General features: G+C 60.0%; 18 protein-coding genes and 1 pseudogene. 2 read left to right on the forward strand and 17 right to left on the reverse strand.

The window, feature by feature from the left end; translation table 11 throughout:
• Nucleotides 1-24: 24 nt before the first annotated feature.
• From Q2M23_RS17440 to Q2M23_RS17460, 5 genes and pseudogenes are all read right to left on the reverse strand, one after another.
• Nucleotides 25-699, reverse strand: a complete 675-nt coding sequence (locus tag Q2M23_RS17440) for a nitroreductase family protein (protein ID WP_076826637.1) — start codon at nucleotides 697-699, stop codon at nucleotides 25-27.
• 285 nt (nucleotides 700-984) lie between these two features.
• Nucleotides 985-1,633: pseudogene (locus Q2M23_RS17445) on the reverse strand (nitroreductase family protein).
• A 127-nt stretch (nucleotides 1,634-1,760) separates the two neighbouring features.
• A complete protein-coding gene (locus tag Q2M23_RS17450) occupies nucleotides 1,761-2,300 on the reverse strand; it encodes a carboxymuconolactone decarboxylase family protein (RefSeq protein WP_076826635.1) in 540 nt (179 codons plus the stop codon).
• Between the two features lie 184 nt (nucleotides 2,301-2,484).
• Nucleotides 2,485-3,471: an AraC family transcriptional regulator gene (locus tag Q2M23_RS17455; RefSeq protein ID WP_076826633.1), complete on the reverse strand. Its 987-nt coding sequence runs from the start codon at nucleotides 3,469-3,471 to the stop codon at nucleotides 2,485-2,487.
• A 75-nt stretch (nucleotides 3,472-3,546) separates the two neighbouring features.
• Complete coding sequence (locus tag Q2M23_RS17460; protein ID WP_076826631.1) at nucleotides 3,547-4,491, reverse strand: NADP-dependent oxidoreductase; 945 nt, start codon at nucleotides 4,489-4,491, stop codon at nucleotides 3,547-3,549.
• A 260-nt stretch (nucleotides 4,492-4,751) separates the two neighbouring features.
• Here Q2M23_RS17460 and Q2M23_RS17465 point away from each other — a divergent pair, with 260 nt between their 5' ends.
• Nucleotides 4,752-5,645, forward strand: a complete 894-nt coding sequence (locus tag Q2M23_RS17465) for a LysR substrate-binding domain-containing protein (RefSeq protein WP_141339943.1) — start codon at nucleotides 4,752-4,754, stop codon at nucleotides 5,643-5,645.
• 93 nt (nucleotides 5,646-5,738) lie between these two features.
• Here Q2M23_RS17465 and Q2M23_RS17470 read toward each other — a convergent pair whose 3' ends face one another.
• Nucleotides 5,739-6,491, reverse strand: coding sequence for a sulfite exporter TauE/SafE family protein (locus Q2M23_RS17470; protein ID WP_076826628.1), 753 nt, complete (start codon nucleotides 6,489-6,491; stop codon nucleotides 5,739-5,741).
• Between the two features lie 434 nt (nucleotides 6,492-6,925).
• On the opposite strand from Q2M23_RS17470, the gene Q2M23_RS17475 reads away from it, so the two are divergent.
• Nucleotides 6,926-7,186: an alpha/beta fold hydrolase gene (locus tag Q2M23_RS17475; protein WP_194295337.1), complete on the forward strand. Its 261-nt coding sequence runs from the start codon at nucleotides 6,926-6,928 to the stop codon at nucleotides 7,184-7,186.
• Nucleotides 7,187-7,842: 656 nt separating this feature from the next.
• Here Q2M23_RS17475 and Q2M23_RS17480 read toward each other — a convergent pair.
• The 11 genes from Q2M23_RS17480 to Q2M23_RS17530 form a co-directional block, all read right to left on the reverse strand.
• Nucleotides 7,843-8,901, reverse strand: a complete 1,059-nt coding sequence (locus tag Q2M23_RS17480) for a nitronate monooxygenase family protein (protein WP_316396233.1) — start codon at nucleotides 8,899-8,901, stop codon at nucleotides 7,843-7,845.
• Between the two features lie 51 nt (nucleotides 8,902-8,952).
• Entirely contained in the window at nucleotides 8,953-9,207 is a 255-nt protein-coding gene (locus tag Q2M23_RS17485) for a hypothetical protein (protein WP_316396235.1), read from the reverse strand.
• 204 nt (nucleotides 9,208-9,411) lie between these two features.
• The gene (gene hemA / locus Q2M23_RS17490; protein WP_316396237.1) at nucleotides 9,412-10,641 is read right to left on the reverse strand and encodes a 5-aminolevulinate synthase; all 1,230 of its coding nucleotides are present in this window, start codon (nucleotides 10,639-10,641) and stop codon (nucleotides 9,412-9,414) included.
• A gap of 376 nt (nucleotides 10,642-11,017) precedes the next feature.
• Nucleotides 11,018-11,251, reverse strand: a complete 234-nt coding sequence (locus Q2M23_RS17495; protein WP_316396239.1) for a DUF6894 family protein — start codon at nucleotides 11,249-11,251, stop codon at nucleotides 11,018-11,020.
• Entirely contained in the window at nucleotides 11,248-11,472 is a 225-nt protein-coding gene (locus Q2M23_RS17500; protein ID WP_316396241.1) for a hypothetical protein, read from the reverse strand. The genes Q2M23_RS17495 and Q2M23_RS17500 overlap by 4 nt, the downstream gene beginning before the upstream one ends.
• A 244-nt stretch (nucleotides 11,473-11,716) precedes the next feature.
• On the reverse strand, nucleotides 11,717-12,172 hold the full coding sequence (locus Q2M23_RS17505; RefSeq protein ID WP_316396243.1) for a hypothetical protein: 456 nt from the start codon (nucleotides 12,170-12,172) through the stop codon (nucleotides 11,717-11,719).
• A 5-nt stretch (nucleotides 12,173-12,177) separates the two neighbouring features.
• On the reverse strand, nucleotides 12,178-12,573 hold the full coding sequence (gene cyoD, locus Q2M23_RS17510; protein WP_316396244.1) for a cytochrome o ubiquinol oxidase subunit IV: 396 nt from the start codon (nucleotides 12,571-12,573) through the stop codon (nucleotides 12,178-12,180).
• Nucleotides 12,570-13,202, reverse strand: coding sequence for a cytochrome (ubi)quinol oxidase subunit III (locus Q2M23_RS17515; RefSeq protein ID WP_316396245.1), 633 nt, complete (start codon nucleotides 13,200-13,202; stop codon nucleotides 12,570-12,572). Before Q2M23_RS17515 ends, cyoD begins: the two co-directional genes overlap by 4 nt.
• The gene (gene cyoB / locus Q2M23_RS17520; RefSeq protein WP_316396279.1) at nucleotides 13,199-15,181 is read right to left on the reverse strand and encodes a cytochrome o ubiquinol oxidase subunit I; all 1,983 of its coding nucleotides are present in this window, start codon (nucleotides 15,179-15,181) and stop codon (nucleotides 13,199-13,201) included. Before cyoB ends, Q2M23_RS17515 begins: the two co-directional genes overlap by 4 nt.
• A gap of 2 nt (nucleotides 15,182-15,183) precedes the next feature.
• On the reverse strand, nucleotides 15,184-16,059 hold the full coding sequence (cyoA, locus tag Q2M23_RS17525) for a ubiquinol oxidase subunit II (protein ID WP_316396246.1): 876 nt from the start codon (nucleotides 16,057-16,059) through the stop codon (nucleotides 15,184-15,186).
• A 1-nt stretch (nucleotide 16,060) separates the two neighbouring features.
• A complete protein-coding gene (locus Q2M23_RS17530) occupies nucleotides 16,061-17,092 on the reverse strand; it encodes a heme o synthase (protein ID WP_316396247.1) in 1,032 nt (343 codons plus the stop codon).
• Nucleotides 17,093-17,142: the final 50 nt, after the last annotated feature.

Genomic DNA, 17,142 nt, shown 5'->3' on the forward strand with positions numbered 1-17,142 from the left:
GTGTTGGTGCGCCCCGCTATGGGTTCAACGGAAGCTCAGGACGTCGAGCACGGGCCGGCGTGGCTTCGACGGCCAATTCCCATCACGCATCGGCCCGACCGCGAGAAGCATCACGGGGATCTCGTTGTTGGCGAGGTTGTATTCCTTTCTCGCCGCGGCGGGGTCAAAACCGATCATCGGGGTCGAGCCCCAGCCCATCGACCGGGCAGCGTAAATGATCGCGGCCGCGCCGAAAGTTGCGCTGCGCATCGCCTCATCTCGTTGCTGCTGCGGGTTATCGTCGTAAATACCGCGGGCACCCTTTTCCGCTTCAGGAAGCTGGTCCGCCGGCATGTAGCCCGCTTTCACCATCGGGCCAAAGACCGCGGGTACGGTGCTCGCATCAGCGAGCTGGCCGATGATGATGAATGTCACCGCCGCTTCGTAGCTAATCGCCTGGTTCCAGGCGATCGGGCGTAGCCGCTCCTTCGCCTCGGGTGAACGCACGGCAACGAAACGCCAGTTCTGGAAGTTGAACGAGGTCGGCGCCGAGGTCCCGATCTCCACTAGGGCGGTGATCTGTTCGTCAGTCAGAACAGCCTCAGGATCATAATACTTCGTAGCACTGCGGCTCAGCATGGTTTCGATGACTTCATTGGTTATGACGAGATCTACGTTAACACTGCGAGTTTGAGCGTTTTCGGCGATGGCGGTGGTCATAGCGGTCCTTTGATCGACATGTTGGAGAGGTATAGATACGGCCACGCACTAAGTGGTTCGAGACGAACTCGGCTCAATTAAAGGCTCGATACGCTCATCTTTCTCCGAACCGACGATGCGCTCTCTCCCCCGTGTTGCATGGCGCAGTTGCAGACACACTGTTCGCACCTCTGCCGTTACAGTGATCAACCTGATTTTCGTAAATGGAGCAGGACGGTGCGAGGCGCTGCCTGCTGGAACAGCATTGGCGTGCCTGGCGACATTCGGAATTGTTTTTAAAAATGGTTAGAGAAGATCAAGCACATCGGCCACCGACATACGCGGCTTCTGCGGCCAGTTCCCAGCTCGCTCCGGTCCAACGGTCAACAACATGGCGGGCACTTCGTTTTCGCCGAGACCAAACTCGGCGGTGCACCGCGTCGGCGTCAAAACCGATCATCGGTGTGGATCCCAGGCCAAAGGAGTGAGCGGCATAGATCATCGCCGCTGCGCCAAAGGTTGCGGTCCGCATGGCTTCGTCACGCTGGCGCTGCGGTTGGTCGTCATAAAGACTGCGTGCGCGGCGTTCGCTCTCCGGCACCATATGTGCCGGCATGATCCCGGCTTCCACGACAGGTGCCAGGCGCTGTGGGAGAGTGTTCGCATCCGCCAACCTGTCAATGACGATGAAGGTGACTGCTGCATCCATGATCGCCGGCTGGCTCCAAGCGATCGGACTGAGGCGTGCCTTGGCTTCAGGCGTACGTAGGGCGATGAAACGCCAATTCTGCAAGTTGAAGGACGTGGGCGCGGTCGTACCGATGCGCACTAGCTCGCGAATCTGATCGTCGCTCAGAGTGGCGGCTGGATCGTAGACTTTGCTAGAGCGGCGACTCAAGATACATTCGATGACGGCATTGATCTTGGTGGTTGCGTTGGGCACGATTATCTCTATGGATGACGGGATAGATTGAGGTACACGAGTGCTTTCGCTCTATGCGGAATTGCTCTCACTCACCGCCCGTATAAGCAGCCAGAAGACACTTGAATGAACGATGCCTGATCCGCCCTGCGAGGCGGTTTTACTCGACGGACGGAAAGTCGACGTCGGTGCCGTTGATACGGTTGAAGGTATTGGTGAAGATGCCGAGTGCAATGGTCAGCGAGATTTCCGCCAATTGGGTGTCGGTGTAGCCGGCCTCACGGATGGCATTGAACTCGTCGTCGCTGATCGTGCCGCTCGTGGCATGCAGGTGGGATACGAAGCGCACCAAGGCATCACGCTTGGCATCACCCGTGGGCTGCCCTGCGCGAATGGCATGCAGCGCGTCGACCGGTAGACCCGCCAGTTTGCCGACGAAGCTGTGCGCAGCCACGCAAACGTCGCAACCGGTCTTCTCACTGATTAGCAGTTTGATGGTTTCGTGCTCTTGCCTGCTCAGGTTGCCCGCGTTCAATGTACCTTGGGCGTCGAGCACGGCGGCCAAAGACGCCGGTATAAGGTGGCCCAATGCGGCGTACGTATTGGGAACGCGACCACCGGAAAGTTTTTTCACGCGCGCATAAATATCGGCAGTGGCGCCGGTCGCGGACTCGACGGCGGGGATAGCGATGCGGCTCATGGTTTGGCTCTCTCGTTAGGCAGTTAAGACCTGCCGCTTTAAGCTCAGCCGATACCGATTTCGAGACTAGGTTTGCTCAATAAAAGACCTAAAAGTATCAAGACAACGAGACGATCGATTCGCCCGATTGCGGCGCGGGACGGCGGACGTTTTCTCGCCGAGTTGAGCTCGATATTCGGGTATTTTATCCAGGATGTACACCGAGAGCGAACGCGTCCTCGCCCTCGCGTGCCAAGCGACGCCATTGCCCCGGCCCCATCCCCACCTTGTCGGTGAAAACACGCCGGAATGCCGACACGGATTGATACCCGACTGCATCGGCCACGAACTCGGTCGACATTCCCGGCTTCTTCAGTTCGTTGGCGGCCATGCTCATGCGGATGTCTGTCAGGAGTTCGATAGGAGAACGGCCCAGCCCGTCTTGAAAGTGCCGCACGAGGGTTGCGCGAGACATGTTGCACAAGTCAGCCAGATCTTGAAGATTCCAGGGGCGCGCCGGACTGTCGAACATGGCTGAAATGGCTGGTGCCAATCGTGAATGGCCGGCAAGTGCCAATAGGCCTGCAGGCGCCTGTTCAGACTCACTTGCCGCGCGCAGTGCAAGTGTGAACAGCGTTAGCGTCAGTCCGTTGAGGATTGCATGCCCTCCTGGTCTTTCGCCAGCGGACTCTATGCGCATCATGCTCACCAGACTGGCCAAGTGGTTCGAAGCTGCCCCGATGCCCGCTTCACCACGACCGGCCATGGCGCGTACCATTAGAGTCCTGGGTAGATAATCGCGGATCAGCCGATCATGGGGCGGTTCGATGAAAAATCGCCCGCACAACATGTCCAGATGCTCTCCTCCGCCATCGTTCTCCCTGAGCATCCATCCTGCGGAAACTTGGCGTTCGTAGGTTCGACCCGGCATACGTCCGCTGCCATCGTGCAAGGCGTGTGCCGACCCGTGAGGAAACAACACAATATCCCCGGCCAGCAATTCCCTCGCCGTCCCCGTTTCCGGATCCTCAATAATGGCACTGCCTTTTAGCACAACGTGGTAGGGAATTTCGTGTGCCGCGGAGTGAGCGAAATCCACACGCCATGGTGAGCCATAAACGCAGCGGGCCTCCACCTGGCCAGTGACCGTCATCATTTGCAGAAGATGGCTTAGCCAGTCGATTTGGGACATACGAGAAGTACCTTCACTAATCTCCACGTGCGAAAAAGGCGGGAAGGTGAAGAATCGCCCTCCCTTCCCGAGTCCTCACGGACGAACGCGAATGATCGTCTTCCCCGGCCGTCGCTCGGTCGGGTTGAAGGCAGCGACAGCATCGTCGAGGGTTGCGACAGTGCCAATGTTCGTTCGCAGTCGTCCGTCCCGCACTCGCTGGACGATCTCGCTCAGTTGGGCGCGATTGGCCTCGACAACGAAGTCAATCGTCCGGCCATCAGCGGGGCGCGCCTCTGTCGGGCCTGCGATTGTCACCAGCGTTCCCCCGGCTCGAACCGCGCTTGCAGACCGCTTCGCGATGTCGCCGCCGAGGACATCGAAAACCAGATGGACTCCGCCAACATCTTCCAGAGCGTCGTTATCGAGGTCGACGAACTCCTGCGCGCCGAAGTCGAGAGCCGTCTGGCGGCCGGCAGCGCGTCCGGTGCCGATCACATATGCCCCGGCCTCACGCGCGAGCTGGGTTGCCATCGAACCGACCACGCCAGCCGCACCGTGCACAAGGACGCTCTGCCCCGCACAAAGGCGGCCGTGCTCGAACAGCCCCTGCCACGCGGTCAGGCCCGGCATCACGAGGGCCGCGCCCACCGTGAAGTCAACGTCCCCCGGTAGCGCGGCGAGGTTGCGGGCCTCGACGACCACATACTCCGCCAGCGTGCCGTCGCGAGTCCAGTCCGTGAGGCCGAACACCCGCTGTCCCACCGATAGCCCCGTTGTTCCATAACTGAGGGCGGTGACCACTCCGGCCAGCTCGTGGCCGGGGATCGAAGGCGTCCGGTCACGGCCGAGACGATCGATCCAGGTCGAGGGCCATGCCAGTTCATCTCCGGTGAATCCCGACGCATGGACCTGAACAACGACATCGCCGTAATTAGCGCCCGATAGGCTGGCGAGCGCTGCCCCCTGCGGCTCCGGCCGTTCCACCAGCTTCATCCCGGCCGTTCCCGCAGCTTGGTCCGTCACAATGATCGCCTTCATCGTGAATCTCCTTGTTTTGACTCACTCGGACTGGCAATGGCATTTGAAAGCTTCGCGCAAGCCGATGGCATCCACGCGCATATGGCGTGATGTCGCGGCCGGCAACCTAGCTTTCACCAAGACGCCACACCTTCAACCAATTGTATTAACAGAGAATTTTGGCGAGTATGGGCTCCTATGGGGTAAGATAAGCAAGCCAACCAGATGCTACAATTGGCCATTTCCGATGGATTGGTTCGGCCAAGCCGAAGGATGAGAAATTGCGCTTCGATCTGACGGATATGCGGTTGTTCTTAACCGTGGTGGAGCGGGGCAGCCTCACCAAGGGAGCCGAGAGCATGAATCTGGCTCTCGCTTCCGTGAGCGAACGCATTTCCGGGATGGAGTCTTCGCTTGGCGCCCAGCTCCTGGAGCGAAATAGGCGGGGTGTCACTACGACGCCGGCCGGTGACGCTCTGGTTCGCCATGCACGGTTGATACTGGATCAGGTAGAGCAGATGCGCGGTGAGTTGCGCAGCTACGGCACTGGCCTGAGAGGACGCATCAGGCTCTTGTCCAACACGGCCGGGTTGGCCGCATTTCTTCCTCCTCGGCTCGGCCGTTTCTTGGTCGCTTATCCAGATCTTTCAATAGATCTCTATGAACGACCGAGCGCCGAGATTGCGCGGGCCATCCTGGAAGGTCGTGCTGACCTGGGAATTGTAGCTTACCACACTGGTCTGGCGGCGTTGCAGACTCACGTTATCGCGCAAGACCAACTCGTCGCTGTTGTGAGCGAAACGCACCGCATCAGCGATCACCAATCGATAGCTTTCGCAGATGTCGTTGATGAGCCGTTCGTTGGCGTGGCCGACGCTGCATTGGAAGCATATTTAGGAGAACGTGCCGCACGCCTGGGTCGGCAAATTTACTACCGCATTCAACTCAGGCGCATTGAGAACATCGCAATGATGATTGAGTCCGGCGTTGGGATCGCCATTTTGCCCGAAGCCTCCGCCAAAGATGTAAGCCACCTCGGTTTGACAATCGTGCCCCTTCGAGACTCCTGGGCGCTAAGGCAGCTTCATCTTTGTGCGCGTGACTTCTCTGCGCTCACACCGCACGCCGGCTTGCTTGCGCAGCAGCTTATGGAGCCGAAGGTCGCGATCTCTTAAGCGCTATGGCCGCCGCAACCCCTCGTGTGAGCTGGCATCGAGCGGTAATAGGCGTGGCTGTCTATGTCATACGCTCGCACATCGTCATCTGCTTCAGAAGAGGAATGGGTGAGCAGCGAGTTCAAGACCGAGAATACCGATAAGGATCAGGAACCAACGTCGAAAGGTTGCCGCGCTTATGCGCCCACGGACCATTGTTCCGACGTGCATCCCCAGCAACGCAGGAATGATCGCAAGGACTGACAGGGTAATACTTCCAAGATGGAAAGCTCCGCCACGGGCGAGGCCTGCCGCCAATGCAATTGTTGAGACCGTGAACGACAGCCCGAGCGCCTGGATGAGATCGTTTTTGGAAAGACCGAGAGCCTGAAGATAAGGAACGGCGGGAAGCGTGAAAACTCCGGTTGCTCCGTTGATTAGTCCGGTTGCCAACCCGATGACAGGCGACAATGAACGTTCGAAGCGCGTGGGAACCGACAATGGCTTCGCAAATAGGCCGTGCACTGCAAAGATAATCAGGGCGGCACCCAATCCAACACTTGCGTATACGGTATTGGCGCTCGTCAAAAGCCACGAGCCGGCAAGGGTGCCAACCAGTATGCCGAGCATCATCACCCAAAGTCTTTTAATCAGGCCCAGAAAATTCGGCCCTGTAAACAACTGCCAAAAGTTTGTGACGAAGGATGGAATGACCAGCAGAGAAGCTGCACTGACTGGCGGCATGATCGCGCTGAGGACGCCCATAGAGACGGTCGGCAAACCCATTCCCGCCACGCCCTTGACGAATCCGGCGACGAAAAACGTCAGCGCGACAAATAGAACATGCGGCGAAAGATAACCACTCATCCCGACTCCTCGGACCAGGCCGTGTCCCCATTTTTGACTTCGCGTAGGCCCATGGCATCCGCGTGCATATAGCGTGATAGCTCCGAAAAAATGTCGCTCTCACTAAGGCGCCATTCTCCAATCTCTTGTTTTATAGTCAAAATCGGCAAGCATGGCGTCGCACTTAGCAAGCTACGCTCACATTACCGATCGCCACAATTGGTCATTTCCGATAGGAAACTTCGGCGACGCCGAAGATTAAGAATTGTGCTTCGATTTGACGGATATGCGGTTGCTCATGACCGCGGTGGAGCGAGGTAGGTCCGCGCCAACCTGAACAGAATCGCGACGAGATCCTTGAGAACACCTTCACAAGAGGCTTGCCCCAAGGAAGCGCAATTCGAAGTGTCGCGAGAATTCAAGGACGACATGTCCCGCGCAGGAGCCAGGGCGCGATGACGACAGCAGACGCTTTCTCCCACTACTACTCGCACTTTACGCGAGACCAGGATCACTTCGAATCGCGACTGGCCAGGCTCAAGACTCCGGTGAAGGTGGTTCGGGGCGAGAAGGACCTCTACATCAAGAAAGAGATGGGCCTTGAGTTCGCCGAAAGTATCCACGCAGAACTCACGCTCCTCCCCGGCATTGGGCACTTTCCTCATCTGCAGAACCCAAAGCTGACTATCGATGAGGTTCGTGCTTCATTTCGATGAGTGCGCAATGGCCCAATCGCTGCACCTCGAGCCGAAGTAGAAGCGCCGGTCCGTGATTGACACCAGACTGATGACCGACATGCTTCTGGCCCGTTGCTGCCGTCGGCCCGGATGTCCGCTTCGCTCCAACTGCTGCCGATCCCTCAAACTGAGGCTTCGCCTCGCAGGCTCCGGCCACTCTGCACGCTATAGTGCGCCACAATACTCTGTTCGTGGAAACGCGGTGGAATTCAGACACCGAGCGGGGTTAAGTAGAGGCCACAACTCGGACCAGCGCTCGTATATGAGAGGAGTGAGAACAGCTTCACCAAAACTACGCCAAACTGCGCGATAGCAGCCGGCCGCCCTACTCCCACTCAATCGTTAGGAAGATGTTTCCGCGTTGATTTCCAAGCACAAATCCTTAGAGCTGACGGTCTAATCCCGACGGTATACCCGCCCAACTTTTTCGATCATGAATTCACAGGATAATTTGGGAGGCTCTGAGGGTTGGTACCTTCAGCAAGTATCGGAATCAATCGAGGCATTAGACCGACTCAAACGCTGAACGGCCTCCTCTTCGGCTTTCCCCGACTTGCAGCAGATACCGTCATCGGTCAGTCGGGCAGGCCCTTGATGTCAGGTTTGGGCGCCAAGCTGAGTCTTCCTATCCTGATCTACCGTCCACCCAAGTCGCGAACATCTGGTTTGTAAGCGCTCTCTCCTCGGACAACCTTGCGGGTTGGTTTGGTGTCAACGGTACCGTCAACAAGGCCGGTCAGCCGACCGCGGATAATCTGCTCGGCCTCGCGCATGATGCGGTCGATCAGTTCCTTGACTGTCGGGATGTCGTGGATCAGGCCGACTACCATGCCGCAGCTCCATGCGCCGGCATCCATCTGACCGTTGATCATCACCTTGGGGTAGATGCCTGCGACCTGTGCATGGATGTCCTCGATCTTCAGCGACGCGCCCTTCGCACGCTCGATCTGGAGAAGCTCGTCGACGCCTTTGTTCCGCAGCACACGTTCGGTGTTGCGAAGCGCGCGCATCACCAGCACCGTATCGAACTCGGTCGCCCTGACCAACGCGTGCTTCACGTTGTCATGGACCGGCGCTTCCTTGGTGGCGATGAAGCGCGTACCCATGTTCATGCCGGCCGCGCCCATCGACAGCGCGGCGACCAGGCTGCGCGCGTCCGACATGCCGCCGGAGGCCACGAAGGGGATCTTCAGTTCGTCCGCTGCGCGCGGCAGTAGAATCATGTTCGGGATGTCATCCTCGCCGGGATGACCGCCACACTCGAAACCGTCGACGCTGACGGCGTCACAGCCGATCTGCTCGGCCTTGAGCGAATGCCGAACGGAGGTGCATTTGTGGATCACCTTGATGCCAGCCGCCTTCAGTGCCGGCATGTATTGCTCGGGGCTGCGGCCCGCTGTCTCCACGGCCTTGACGCCGCCTTCCCTGATCGCGGCGATGTATTCCGGATAAGGCGGCGCAGTGAAGCTCGGCAGGAAGGTGAGGTTAACGCCGAACGGCTTGTCCGTCATGCCGCGACAGCGCGCGATTTCCTTCGCCAGAAGCTCCGGCGTTTTCTGGGTCAGCCCCGCGATCATACCAAGACCGCCGGCATTCGACACCGCGGACGCAAGTTCAGCAAAACCGACGAAATGCATGCCGCCCTGGATGATAGGATGCTGGATGCCGAACAGTTCCGTGATTGCTGTCTTCACGTGAACACTCCGTTTTCCGATCAGCCCGGGCGGCCCCACCGCGCTTATTCGTCAGTTCCGCTGAGCCGTCCAGTATCCTGAGCAACGCGCGCCTCCCGAATAGCCGCTCCATGTCCCGCGACCGGAATTGCTCGAGAGCCGGCCCGAGCCGGTCGCATATTTATCCTGAACGGTCACAGACGCGTGGACGACGCCCGAACGCACCACTTTGCCCCTGAACTTCACGAGGTTGGGATGCGTGACGATGCCGTCGGTGATGTTGACGGAGAAATTATAGGTCGGGTCGCACGCGCCTCGCTGCGTCACGAAGAGAAGGTCCCAAGACCCGTCATATGCCGAGCGAGCTTGTGCGGCCGATACGAAGACGACCAGGCAACCGGCGGCTATCGCTGATGTGAAAAGGTTTCTCATTGTGTGCTCCATTGTTTTCGTCGTTTGCTTCGTCGAAAATCTTGCCTCAATGCGGTTTGCCGATCCGGCGGCCGTGGCCGATGCGGCATGCACAGCTTATCACTCTGCCGCGAGCGCATGGTGGCGCCGCGGCAATCCGACCCGGCCCCATGTATCGGTCAACGCCTCACCAAGCGCGTCAATCAGCTTGTCATCGTGATAGGGAGTCGGCGTGATGCGGAGGCGCTCGGAGCCACGCGGGACGGTGGGATAGTTGATCGGCTGGACATAAATGCCGTGCTCTGCGAGCAGGAGATCGCTCGCCTCTTTGCACTTCTCCGGATCACCCACCATCACCGGGACAATGTGCGTCTCACTGGGCATTACCGGCAGGCCCACTGCTTTGAGCACGGACTTTACCCGCGCCGCGCGCTCCTGGTGGCGGTCGCGCTCCCATTGCGAAGACTTGAGATGCCGGATCGATGCGGTAGCAGCGGCGCAAACCGGCGGCGGCAGCGCGGTGGTGAAGATGAAACCCGGCGCGTAAGAGCGCACCGCATCGATGATATCGGCGTTCGCAGCGATGTAGCCTCCCAGGCAGCCGAATGCCTTGGCCAGGGTGCCCTCGACGACGTCGATGCGATGCAACGCACCTTCTTGCTCGGCGATGCCGGCGCCACCGCGGCCGTACATGCCGGCCGAATGAACCTCGTCAATGTAGGTCATGGCGTTGTAGCGCTCCGCGAGCTGGCAGATGCGCTTCACCGGCGCGATGTCGCCATCCATCGAGTAGAGAGCTTCGAATACGATCAGCTTCGGCCGCTCGGGTGCCTCCGCCCCCAGCAATTCTTCGAGATGATCGACGTCATTATGACGCCAGATCTTCTTTTCCGCGCCAGCCCCCCGCACGCCTTCGATCATCGAATTGTGGTTCCAGGCGTCAGAGAGGATCAGGCAGTTCGGCAGCAGTTTGGCGATCGTCGCGATGCCGGCCTGGTTGGACACATACCCCGAGGTGAAGACCAGCGCGGCCTCCTTGCCGTGCAGATTGGCTATCTCGCGCTCCAATTCGACCAGTGGATGATTGGTGCCCGAAATGTTACGGGTTCCGCCCGCGCCAGCGCCCATGCGGGTCGCGGTTTCGATCATTGCGCCGATCACCTTCGGATGTTGACCCATGCCGAGATAGTCGTTCGAGCACCAGATCACGACCGGCCGTGGGCCATCTGGAGAATGCCACACTGCGCGCGGAAAACGTCCGGCAATGCGCTCGAGATCGGCAAACACGCGGTAGCGTCGTTCGGCGTGCAGCCGAGTTAGCGCCGCAGAAAAGAAATGATCATTGGTCATCGCGGATCTTCGCCTGGTTTTGCTCAACGATTGGGACTTCGCCTACTCAAAGAGCCGCCGAGCCCATCCGGTCCGCCGTGGCGCGTCAGGCCCCGAAAGGGGCGGCCGGTCCTCGGGAGGGAAAAGGACCGGCCGCGGGGAAGCCCGGCGAGGGACAGGGGGAGACACGCGCCGGGAGCCCAAGCTGCCTTCAGCTCATCGTGACAGATGCAGATGTCCCATGTTTGGCGAACCATTTTGGCCCCGGGCCACGCATGTAATGACGGGCCGATACCGATCATGAGCCCTCGCCATAAGCTTGCTCAGTCTGCACGCGAGTTCGTTCACCATTTCACCAAGCGGCACTTTCCGCGATCCTATTGCGCGCATGCTGACCTCAATGTGGTTTTCCAAGTACGAAGGCGAAAGGGACCACGAAGAGCTCATCGCCCTGGTCGTCACTGACATGCAGGACCCAGTCACGCCAATCCTCGAGGCTGTGCTCGTTGGTGAAGGATTGCACGAGGCGGGTCGCATGATCGTGCGCCTCGGCGAGATCCTTCACCACGGTGCCGTGTTGATCGAGGAAAACCTTTTTCGCCGTGGAGCGGTGGAAAAATACCTGGGTCATGTCCGATCTCCTTCGAACGGTGTCGCGGCGGCGGTGGACGGACGAGCCAAGGCCTTCGCCGCATCGGCATGCGAAGCTTGCTGCGCTCGCCGCTCGTACATGTCGGCAAGCGCCTTGAGCTGATCCGCAACCTCTCGATCGTTCACGGCATTGGCGGAATGGAGCAAGGTCTGCGCCGTTTTCAGATATTCCTTGCCTCGTCGTGAAATCTGCAACGTCATGGTGCCTTCCGTCGAACCTGCGATGCGAGATCAACTCGCCTTGGCCTGTGTTATGCGGCATTTTCCCGGACGTGGCTTTGCTCTGGTTGCCGCTATTTTGTCATGGGTTGCTGTCGGCGGCGGCCGGTGTATCCGGCCGATGCGTCCGCGACGCTTGAAGTGAGAGCGGCCTGGACGGCGCGACGGCAGTCCTCAACGGCCCTACGACTGCACGAAGATGGGTCCGCGATGCGCGGTACCGCGGTCAGAGCTGGCGCTCGCGCATCTCGTCGAATTCGTCGCGGCAGGCCTCGCTGAATTCGCGCAGCAGATCGATGGATCCGCATTTTGCCATGTCACGCAGTTCGTCGAAACTCTTGTCCGGCTCCAGATAGGTATCCATGATCGTCTTGGCGATGTGCTCAGCGCTCCGCACGACCGGCTTGGAAGACAGCACGCGCATCCTGTTGAGCTTTGCGTACAGGGCAACCAGTCCGGGGGCGCCGTCGCTGACCTCATGATGCTGAAGCGCATCGATGTGACATCTCGCCGCTTCCTCGATGAAATCCCGATAGAGGATCTGTCGCCGATTCTTCTCGTGAAGCAGCCATTGCGCGCGGACCTGGCTACGGTGGTTCAGCCAATTGGCCACCCCGCTCGTCAGGCCGCCAATCGTTGCACCGGAGAGGGCCGCGAGTGCAGAGATGATGGAGGCGTCCATGTGATTCAGCGCTGCGTTTGCAGATTCATCATCTCGCCATGCGCCATCATGTTCTCGTTCAAGTTGGCCATGATCACCAGAGAGCCTGCGAGAACCAGGAAGACGATGAGCACGCCAAATGCGAGCGCCAGCACATTGTGGGTGCTGTCCAGCCCCGTCGTGATGTGAAGAAAGAAGACAAGGTGCACGCCCATCTGGGCAATGGCGAGGACCGCCAGTCCGGCCGGCACGCCGGGCGCCCAGATCGCCGAGGTATTTGCCACCCAGAACGACGTGGCCGTCAGGATAGCCGCCAGCAGCAAGCCGATCGTGTATACGAGCAAGCCGGAAGATACGCTTCGCTCCGAGGCCGGAATCGCCGGCCGGTCTCCCGGTGCAACATCCCAACGCGTGTCGGTCATGGCAGGACTCCCATCAAGTAGACTATCGTGAATATCAGGACCCAGATGATGTCGAGCGCATGCCAGAACAGGGAGAAGCAGTGCAAGCGACGCACCACGACCTGCTGGAAACCCCGCAGCGACAGCTGAAACATCATGAGAACGAGCCAGACCAGCCCGACCGCCACATGCAGCCCGTGACAGCCGACCAGGGTGAAAAAAGCGGAAAGAAAGGCGCTGCGTTGAGGGGACGCCCCCACCGCAATCATCTCCTGGAATTCGCGTAGCTCGAGATTGAGAAATGCCGCACCCAGCAGGAATGTCACTACAGCGCCGAAGACGGTGCCGAGTTGGTGGCGCGAATTGACGGCCAGCGACATCAGTCCGCAGCTGTAACTGGAGAGCAGGAGAAACGCAGTCTCCATCCCGGCGTTGCGGAGATCGAACAGCTCGGCGCCGGTCGGACCGCCCGCACTCGCTTTTGCGAGTACGGCATAGCTCGCAAACAGCGCCGAGAACATCACGATGTCGCTAAGCAGGAAGATCCAGAACCCAAAGCCAGCGATGATTCGCTTGGGCGCGGGACCCGCCTCGCTGACATCGAGCAGCTCAGCTTGGCGGACAGATTCTACCTCAACCAGGACGTTCATAGCGTTACCTCCGCCGAATGCGTCCGATCGAACCGGCCAAGCTGCTCCGCTGGGATCTCGACTTCGTCCTCCGTGCGGAACATGAAGGCGAGCCACGTTATGGTCGCGCCGAGAAGCCCGACGCCTGCCATCCACCAGATGTGCCAGATCAGGGCGAAGCCGATGATCACTGCGAAGAACGCGGTCGCGAAACCAGCCGGACTGCTCTTCGGCATTTCGACTGGCTCATACCTGCGCTGCCTGCCTGGCAGTTCCTGCTTCGCGAGCACGCGCTGCTTCTTTGCCCAGAACGCATCGATGCCATCGACGCGAGGCAACGCCGCGAAATTCCAGGCCGGTGGCGGCGATGTGGTGGCCCATTCCAGGGTACGGCCGTTCCAAGGATCGCCCGTCGTATCGCGCAGTTGTTCACGGTGGCGAATGGACACCACGAGCTGGACCACCTGACAGATGATGCCGAGCATCACGATGACCGCGCCGGCTTCGGCAACCAGCAGCCACGGCTGCCAGGCGAGCACATCATAATGCTGCAGGCGGCGGGTCATGCCCATCAGGCCGGTCACGTAGAGCGGCATGAAAGCGAGGTGAAAGCCGATAAACCAGCACCAGAACGCGGCGACGCCCCAGCGCTCATCGAGCCTGAAGCCGAATGCCTTGGGAAACCAGTAATTGTAGCCGGCGATGGCGCCGAACAGGACACCCGGCACGATGACGTGATGGAAATGGGCGACCAGGAAGACAGAGTTGTGCACCTGCCAGTCGACCGCCGGCAACGCCAGCAGGACTCCGGTCAAGCCTCCGAAGACGAACGTCACCATGAAGCCGATCGTCCAGAGCACCGGCACGGTGAACCGGACGCGACCGCCGTACATCGTGAACAGCCAATTGAAGACTTTGACGCCGGTCGGCACCCCGATAATCATGCTGGTGATGCCGAAGAAGGCGTTCACGCCGGCGCTCGCGCCCATGGTGAAGAAGTGGTGCAGCCACACGGTGTAGGAGAGCACGCAGATCGCCAGGGTCGCACCGACCATCGACCGATATCCGAACAGCGTCTTTTCGGAAAATGTCGCGCTCACCTCAGAGTAGATGCCAAATGCCGGCAGGACTAGGATATAGACTTCGGGGTGGCCCCAGACCCAGAACAGGTTCACGTACATCATCGCGTTGCCGCCGGCATCCAGCGTAAAGAAGTGAAAGTCGAGGTAGCGATCGAGCAACAACATTGCGAACAGCGCGGTGAGCACGGGGAAAGCGGCCACAATCAGCAGATTCGAGGCGAGCGCAGTCCAGCAGAACACCGGCATACGCATATAGCTCATGCCCGGGGCCCGCATCTTCAGGATCGTGGTGACGAAGTTGACGCCGCTCAACAAGGTCCCAATGCCCGCGATTTGCAGGGACCAGAGATAGTAGTCGACGCCGACGCCCGGCGAGAACTGCAGCTCGCTGAGCGGCGGATAGGCGACCCAGCCGGTCTTTGCGAACTCACCGACAAAGAGCGAGACGTTGATCAGCAGGATTCCCGTCGCCGTCAACCAAAGGCTCGCGGAATTCATCGTGGGAAACGCCACGTCGCGGACACCGAGCTGCAAGGGCACTGCGAAATTCATCAGCCCGATCACGAACGGCATCGCCACGAAGAAGATCATGATGGTGCCGTGCGCCGAGAAGATCTGGTCGAAATGCTCGGGCGGCAGATATCCCTGCGCGCCGCCGGCGGCGACCGCCTGCTGCGTGCGCATCATGATTCCGTCCGCGAAGCCGCGCACGAGCATGAGCAGCGCTAGCACGATATACATCACGCCGATCCGCTTGTGATCGACCGATGTGATCCATTCCCGCCAGAGATACGGCCAGTATCCCCTGACGGTGATCCACGCCAGAGCCGCCAGGACGACGGCGCCGACGCTCACGACCGTGCCCATGATGATCGGTTCATGAAAAGGAATGGCGCTCCAGTCGAGTTTGCCCAACAGGTTCATCGTTCTGCCCTCATGGATTTGGGATAAGCGACACAGAGACCGGGGGCCGGCTGCATCGCGACATTCATGACGTTGGCAAACAGGCCGTCCACGACCGACCGATACGTAAAGGGCGCAACCGCCCTGCTCGGACGAACCAGACCGCCGTAAGCTTGCGCGTCGAGCACGGGTCCGGCGCTGCGCGCCGCAGCGGCCCATTGCGCAAAGCTTTCGGGCGCCACCGCGTCGACCTTGAAGACCATGTCGGAGAAGCCCGCGCCGCTGTAATTCGCCGACATCCCGCGATATGTGCCGGGATGGTCAGCCAGCAGATTCAGGCGCGTCACCATTCCGGCCATGGTGTAAATCTGGCCAGCGAGTTGCGGCACGAAAAAGCTGTTCATCACTCCCGAGGACGTTAGTTCGAAGCTGACCGGCGTGCCGACCGGGATCGTCAGATGATTGACGCTCGCGATGCCCTGCTCCGGATAGATGAACAGCCACTTCCAGTCGAGCGAAACGACTTGAATCTTCAGCGGCTTGGTGGAGGCGGTAATTGGCTTGGGCGGATCGAGATCGTATGCACCGATCCAGGCCACGGTGCCGACAAGCAGCACGGTCATCAGCGGGATCGACCAGACCAGTATCTCGATGCGGCCGGAATCGATGAAATCCGGCCGATAGCGCGCCCGCTCGTTGGATGCACGGAACCAGAAGGCAACGGCGAGCGTCGCAATAGCGACCGGAATCACGATCGCCAGCATGATGCCGGTCGCGTTGAACAGAATTTGCCGCTCGGCGAGGGCAACGGGTCCCTTCGGATCGAGCACGCCGTCGCAACCGGCGAGTGTCGCGGCCGTCAGCAGCACCAGGGTAAGCGAACCGTATCGCATATCAGACCTCGCTGACCTTGAAGGTGCGTTCACTGCGCGCGGTGTTCGGTTGTCGCGCGGCAAACGAGAACGCGCTTCCCCGGTCATCATGCGACAACCGCTTCGGCGTGAATGCACCACTGTTGTGGTCGACCAGAAGCGCTGCAAACAGCAGGAACAGATAGGCGATGGAGAAGGCGAACAGCCTGTGAGCCGCGCGGCGGTCGGCCGCAGCGCTCCTGTTCAGCTGAAGTGCGAGCAAGAGAAAAACCGCGCCGCAGATGGCGACGATCCCGCCAAAGATCATACCTGCAAAGCCGAGTCCCACGGGCAGCGCCGACGCGAGAACGAGGAGGCCGCTGTAGACCAGGACCTGACGCGTTGTTGCCGTCCGTCCTGCGACAACCGGCAGCATGGGAACACCCGCACGCGCATAGTCATCGGTGCGATTGATCGCGAGCGCCCAGAAATGCGGCGGCGTCCAGAGAAAGATGATGAGGGAAAGCGCGAGCGGTTCGAGCCCGACTTGGCCGGTCGCAGCGGCCCATCCGATCAAGGGTGGAAGCGCTCCGGCGGCACCACCGATGACGATGTTCTGTTGTGTCGCCCGCTTCAGCCACGCCGTGTACACGACGACATAGAAGAGGATGGTGCCAGCCAGCAGCGCGGCCGCCCCCAGGTTTGTTACCGCCGCGAGAGCTGCCACCGCGATAACGCCGAGCACGAGTCCGAAGATAAGCGCCTCGGTTTTCGAGACTTGACCGCGGGGAATAGGCCGCATCGCGGTGCGCGCCATGACCGCGTCGATGTCGGCGTCGTACCACATATTCAGTGCGCCGGCGGCCCCGGCCCCGGCTGCGATAGCCAGGATTGCGATGACGCCAGGAAATAGTTCCGGGCGCATCGGTGCAACCATCAATCCGACGAACGCGGTGAACAGCGAGAGCGCCATGACGCGCGGCTTGGCCAGACTTATGAAACATGGCAGTCGCTCTGCCCAGCCAGACCGCGAAGTCAGCCGGAAGCGCGACAATGGAATCGTGGACGTGTTCATGGTGGTCGATCCCTCAAGCGAGAGAGTTGTCGATGGACTTCACGGTTTCG

This window comes from Bradyrhizobium sp. 33ap4 (genome assembly GCF_032654765.1).
Lineage (GTDB): Bacteria > Pseudomonadota > Alphaproteobacteria > Rhizobiales > Xanthobacteraceae > Bradyrhizobium > Bradyrhizobium australafricanum.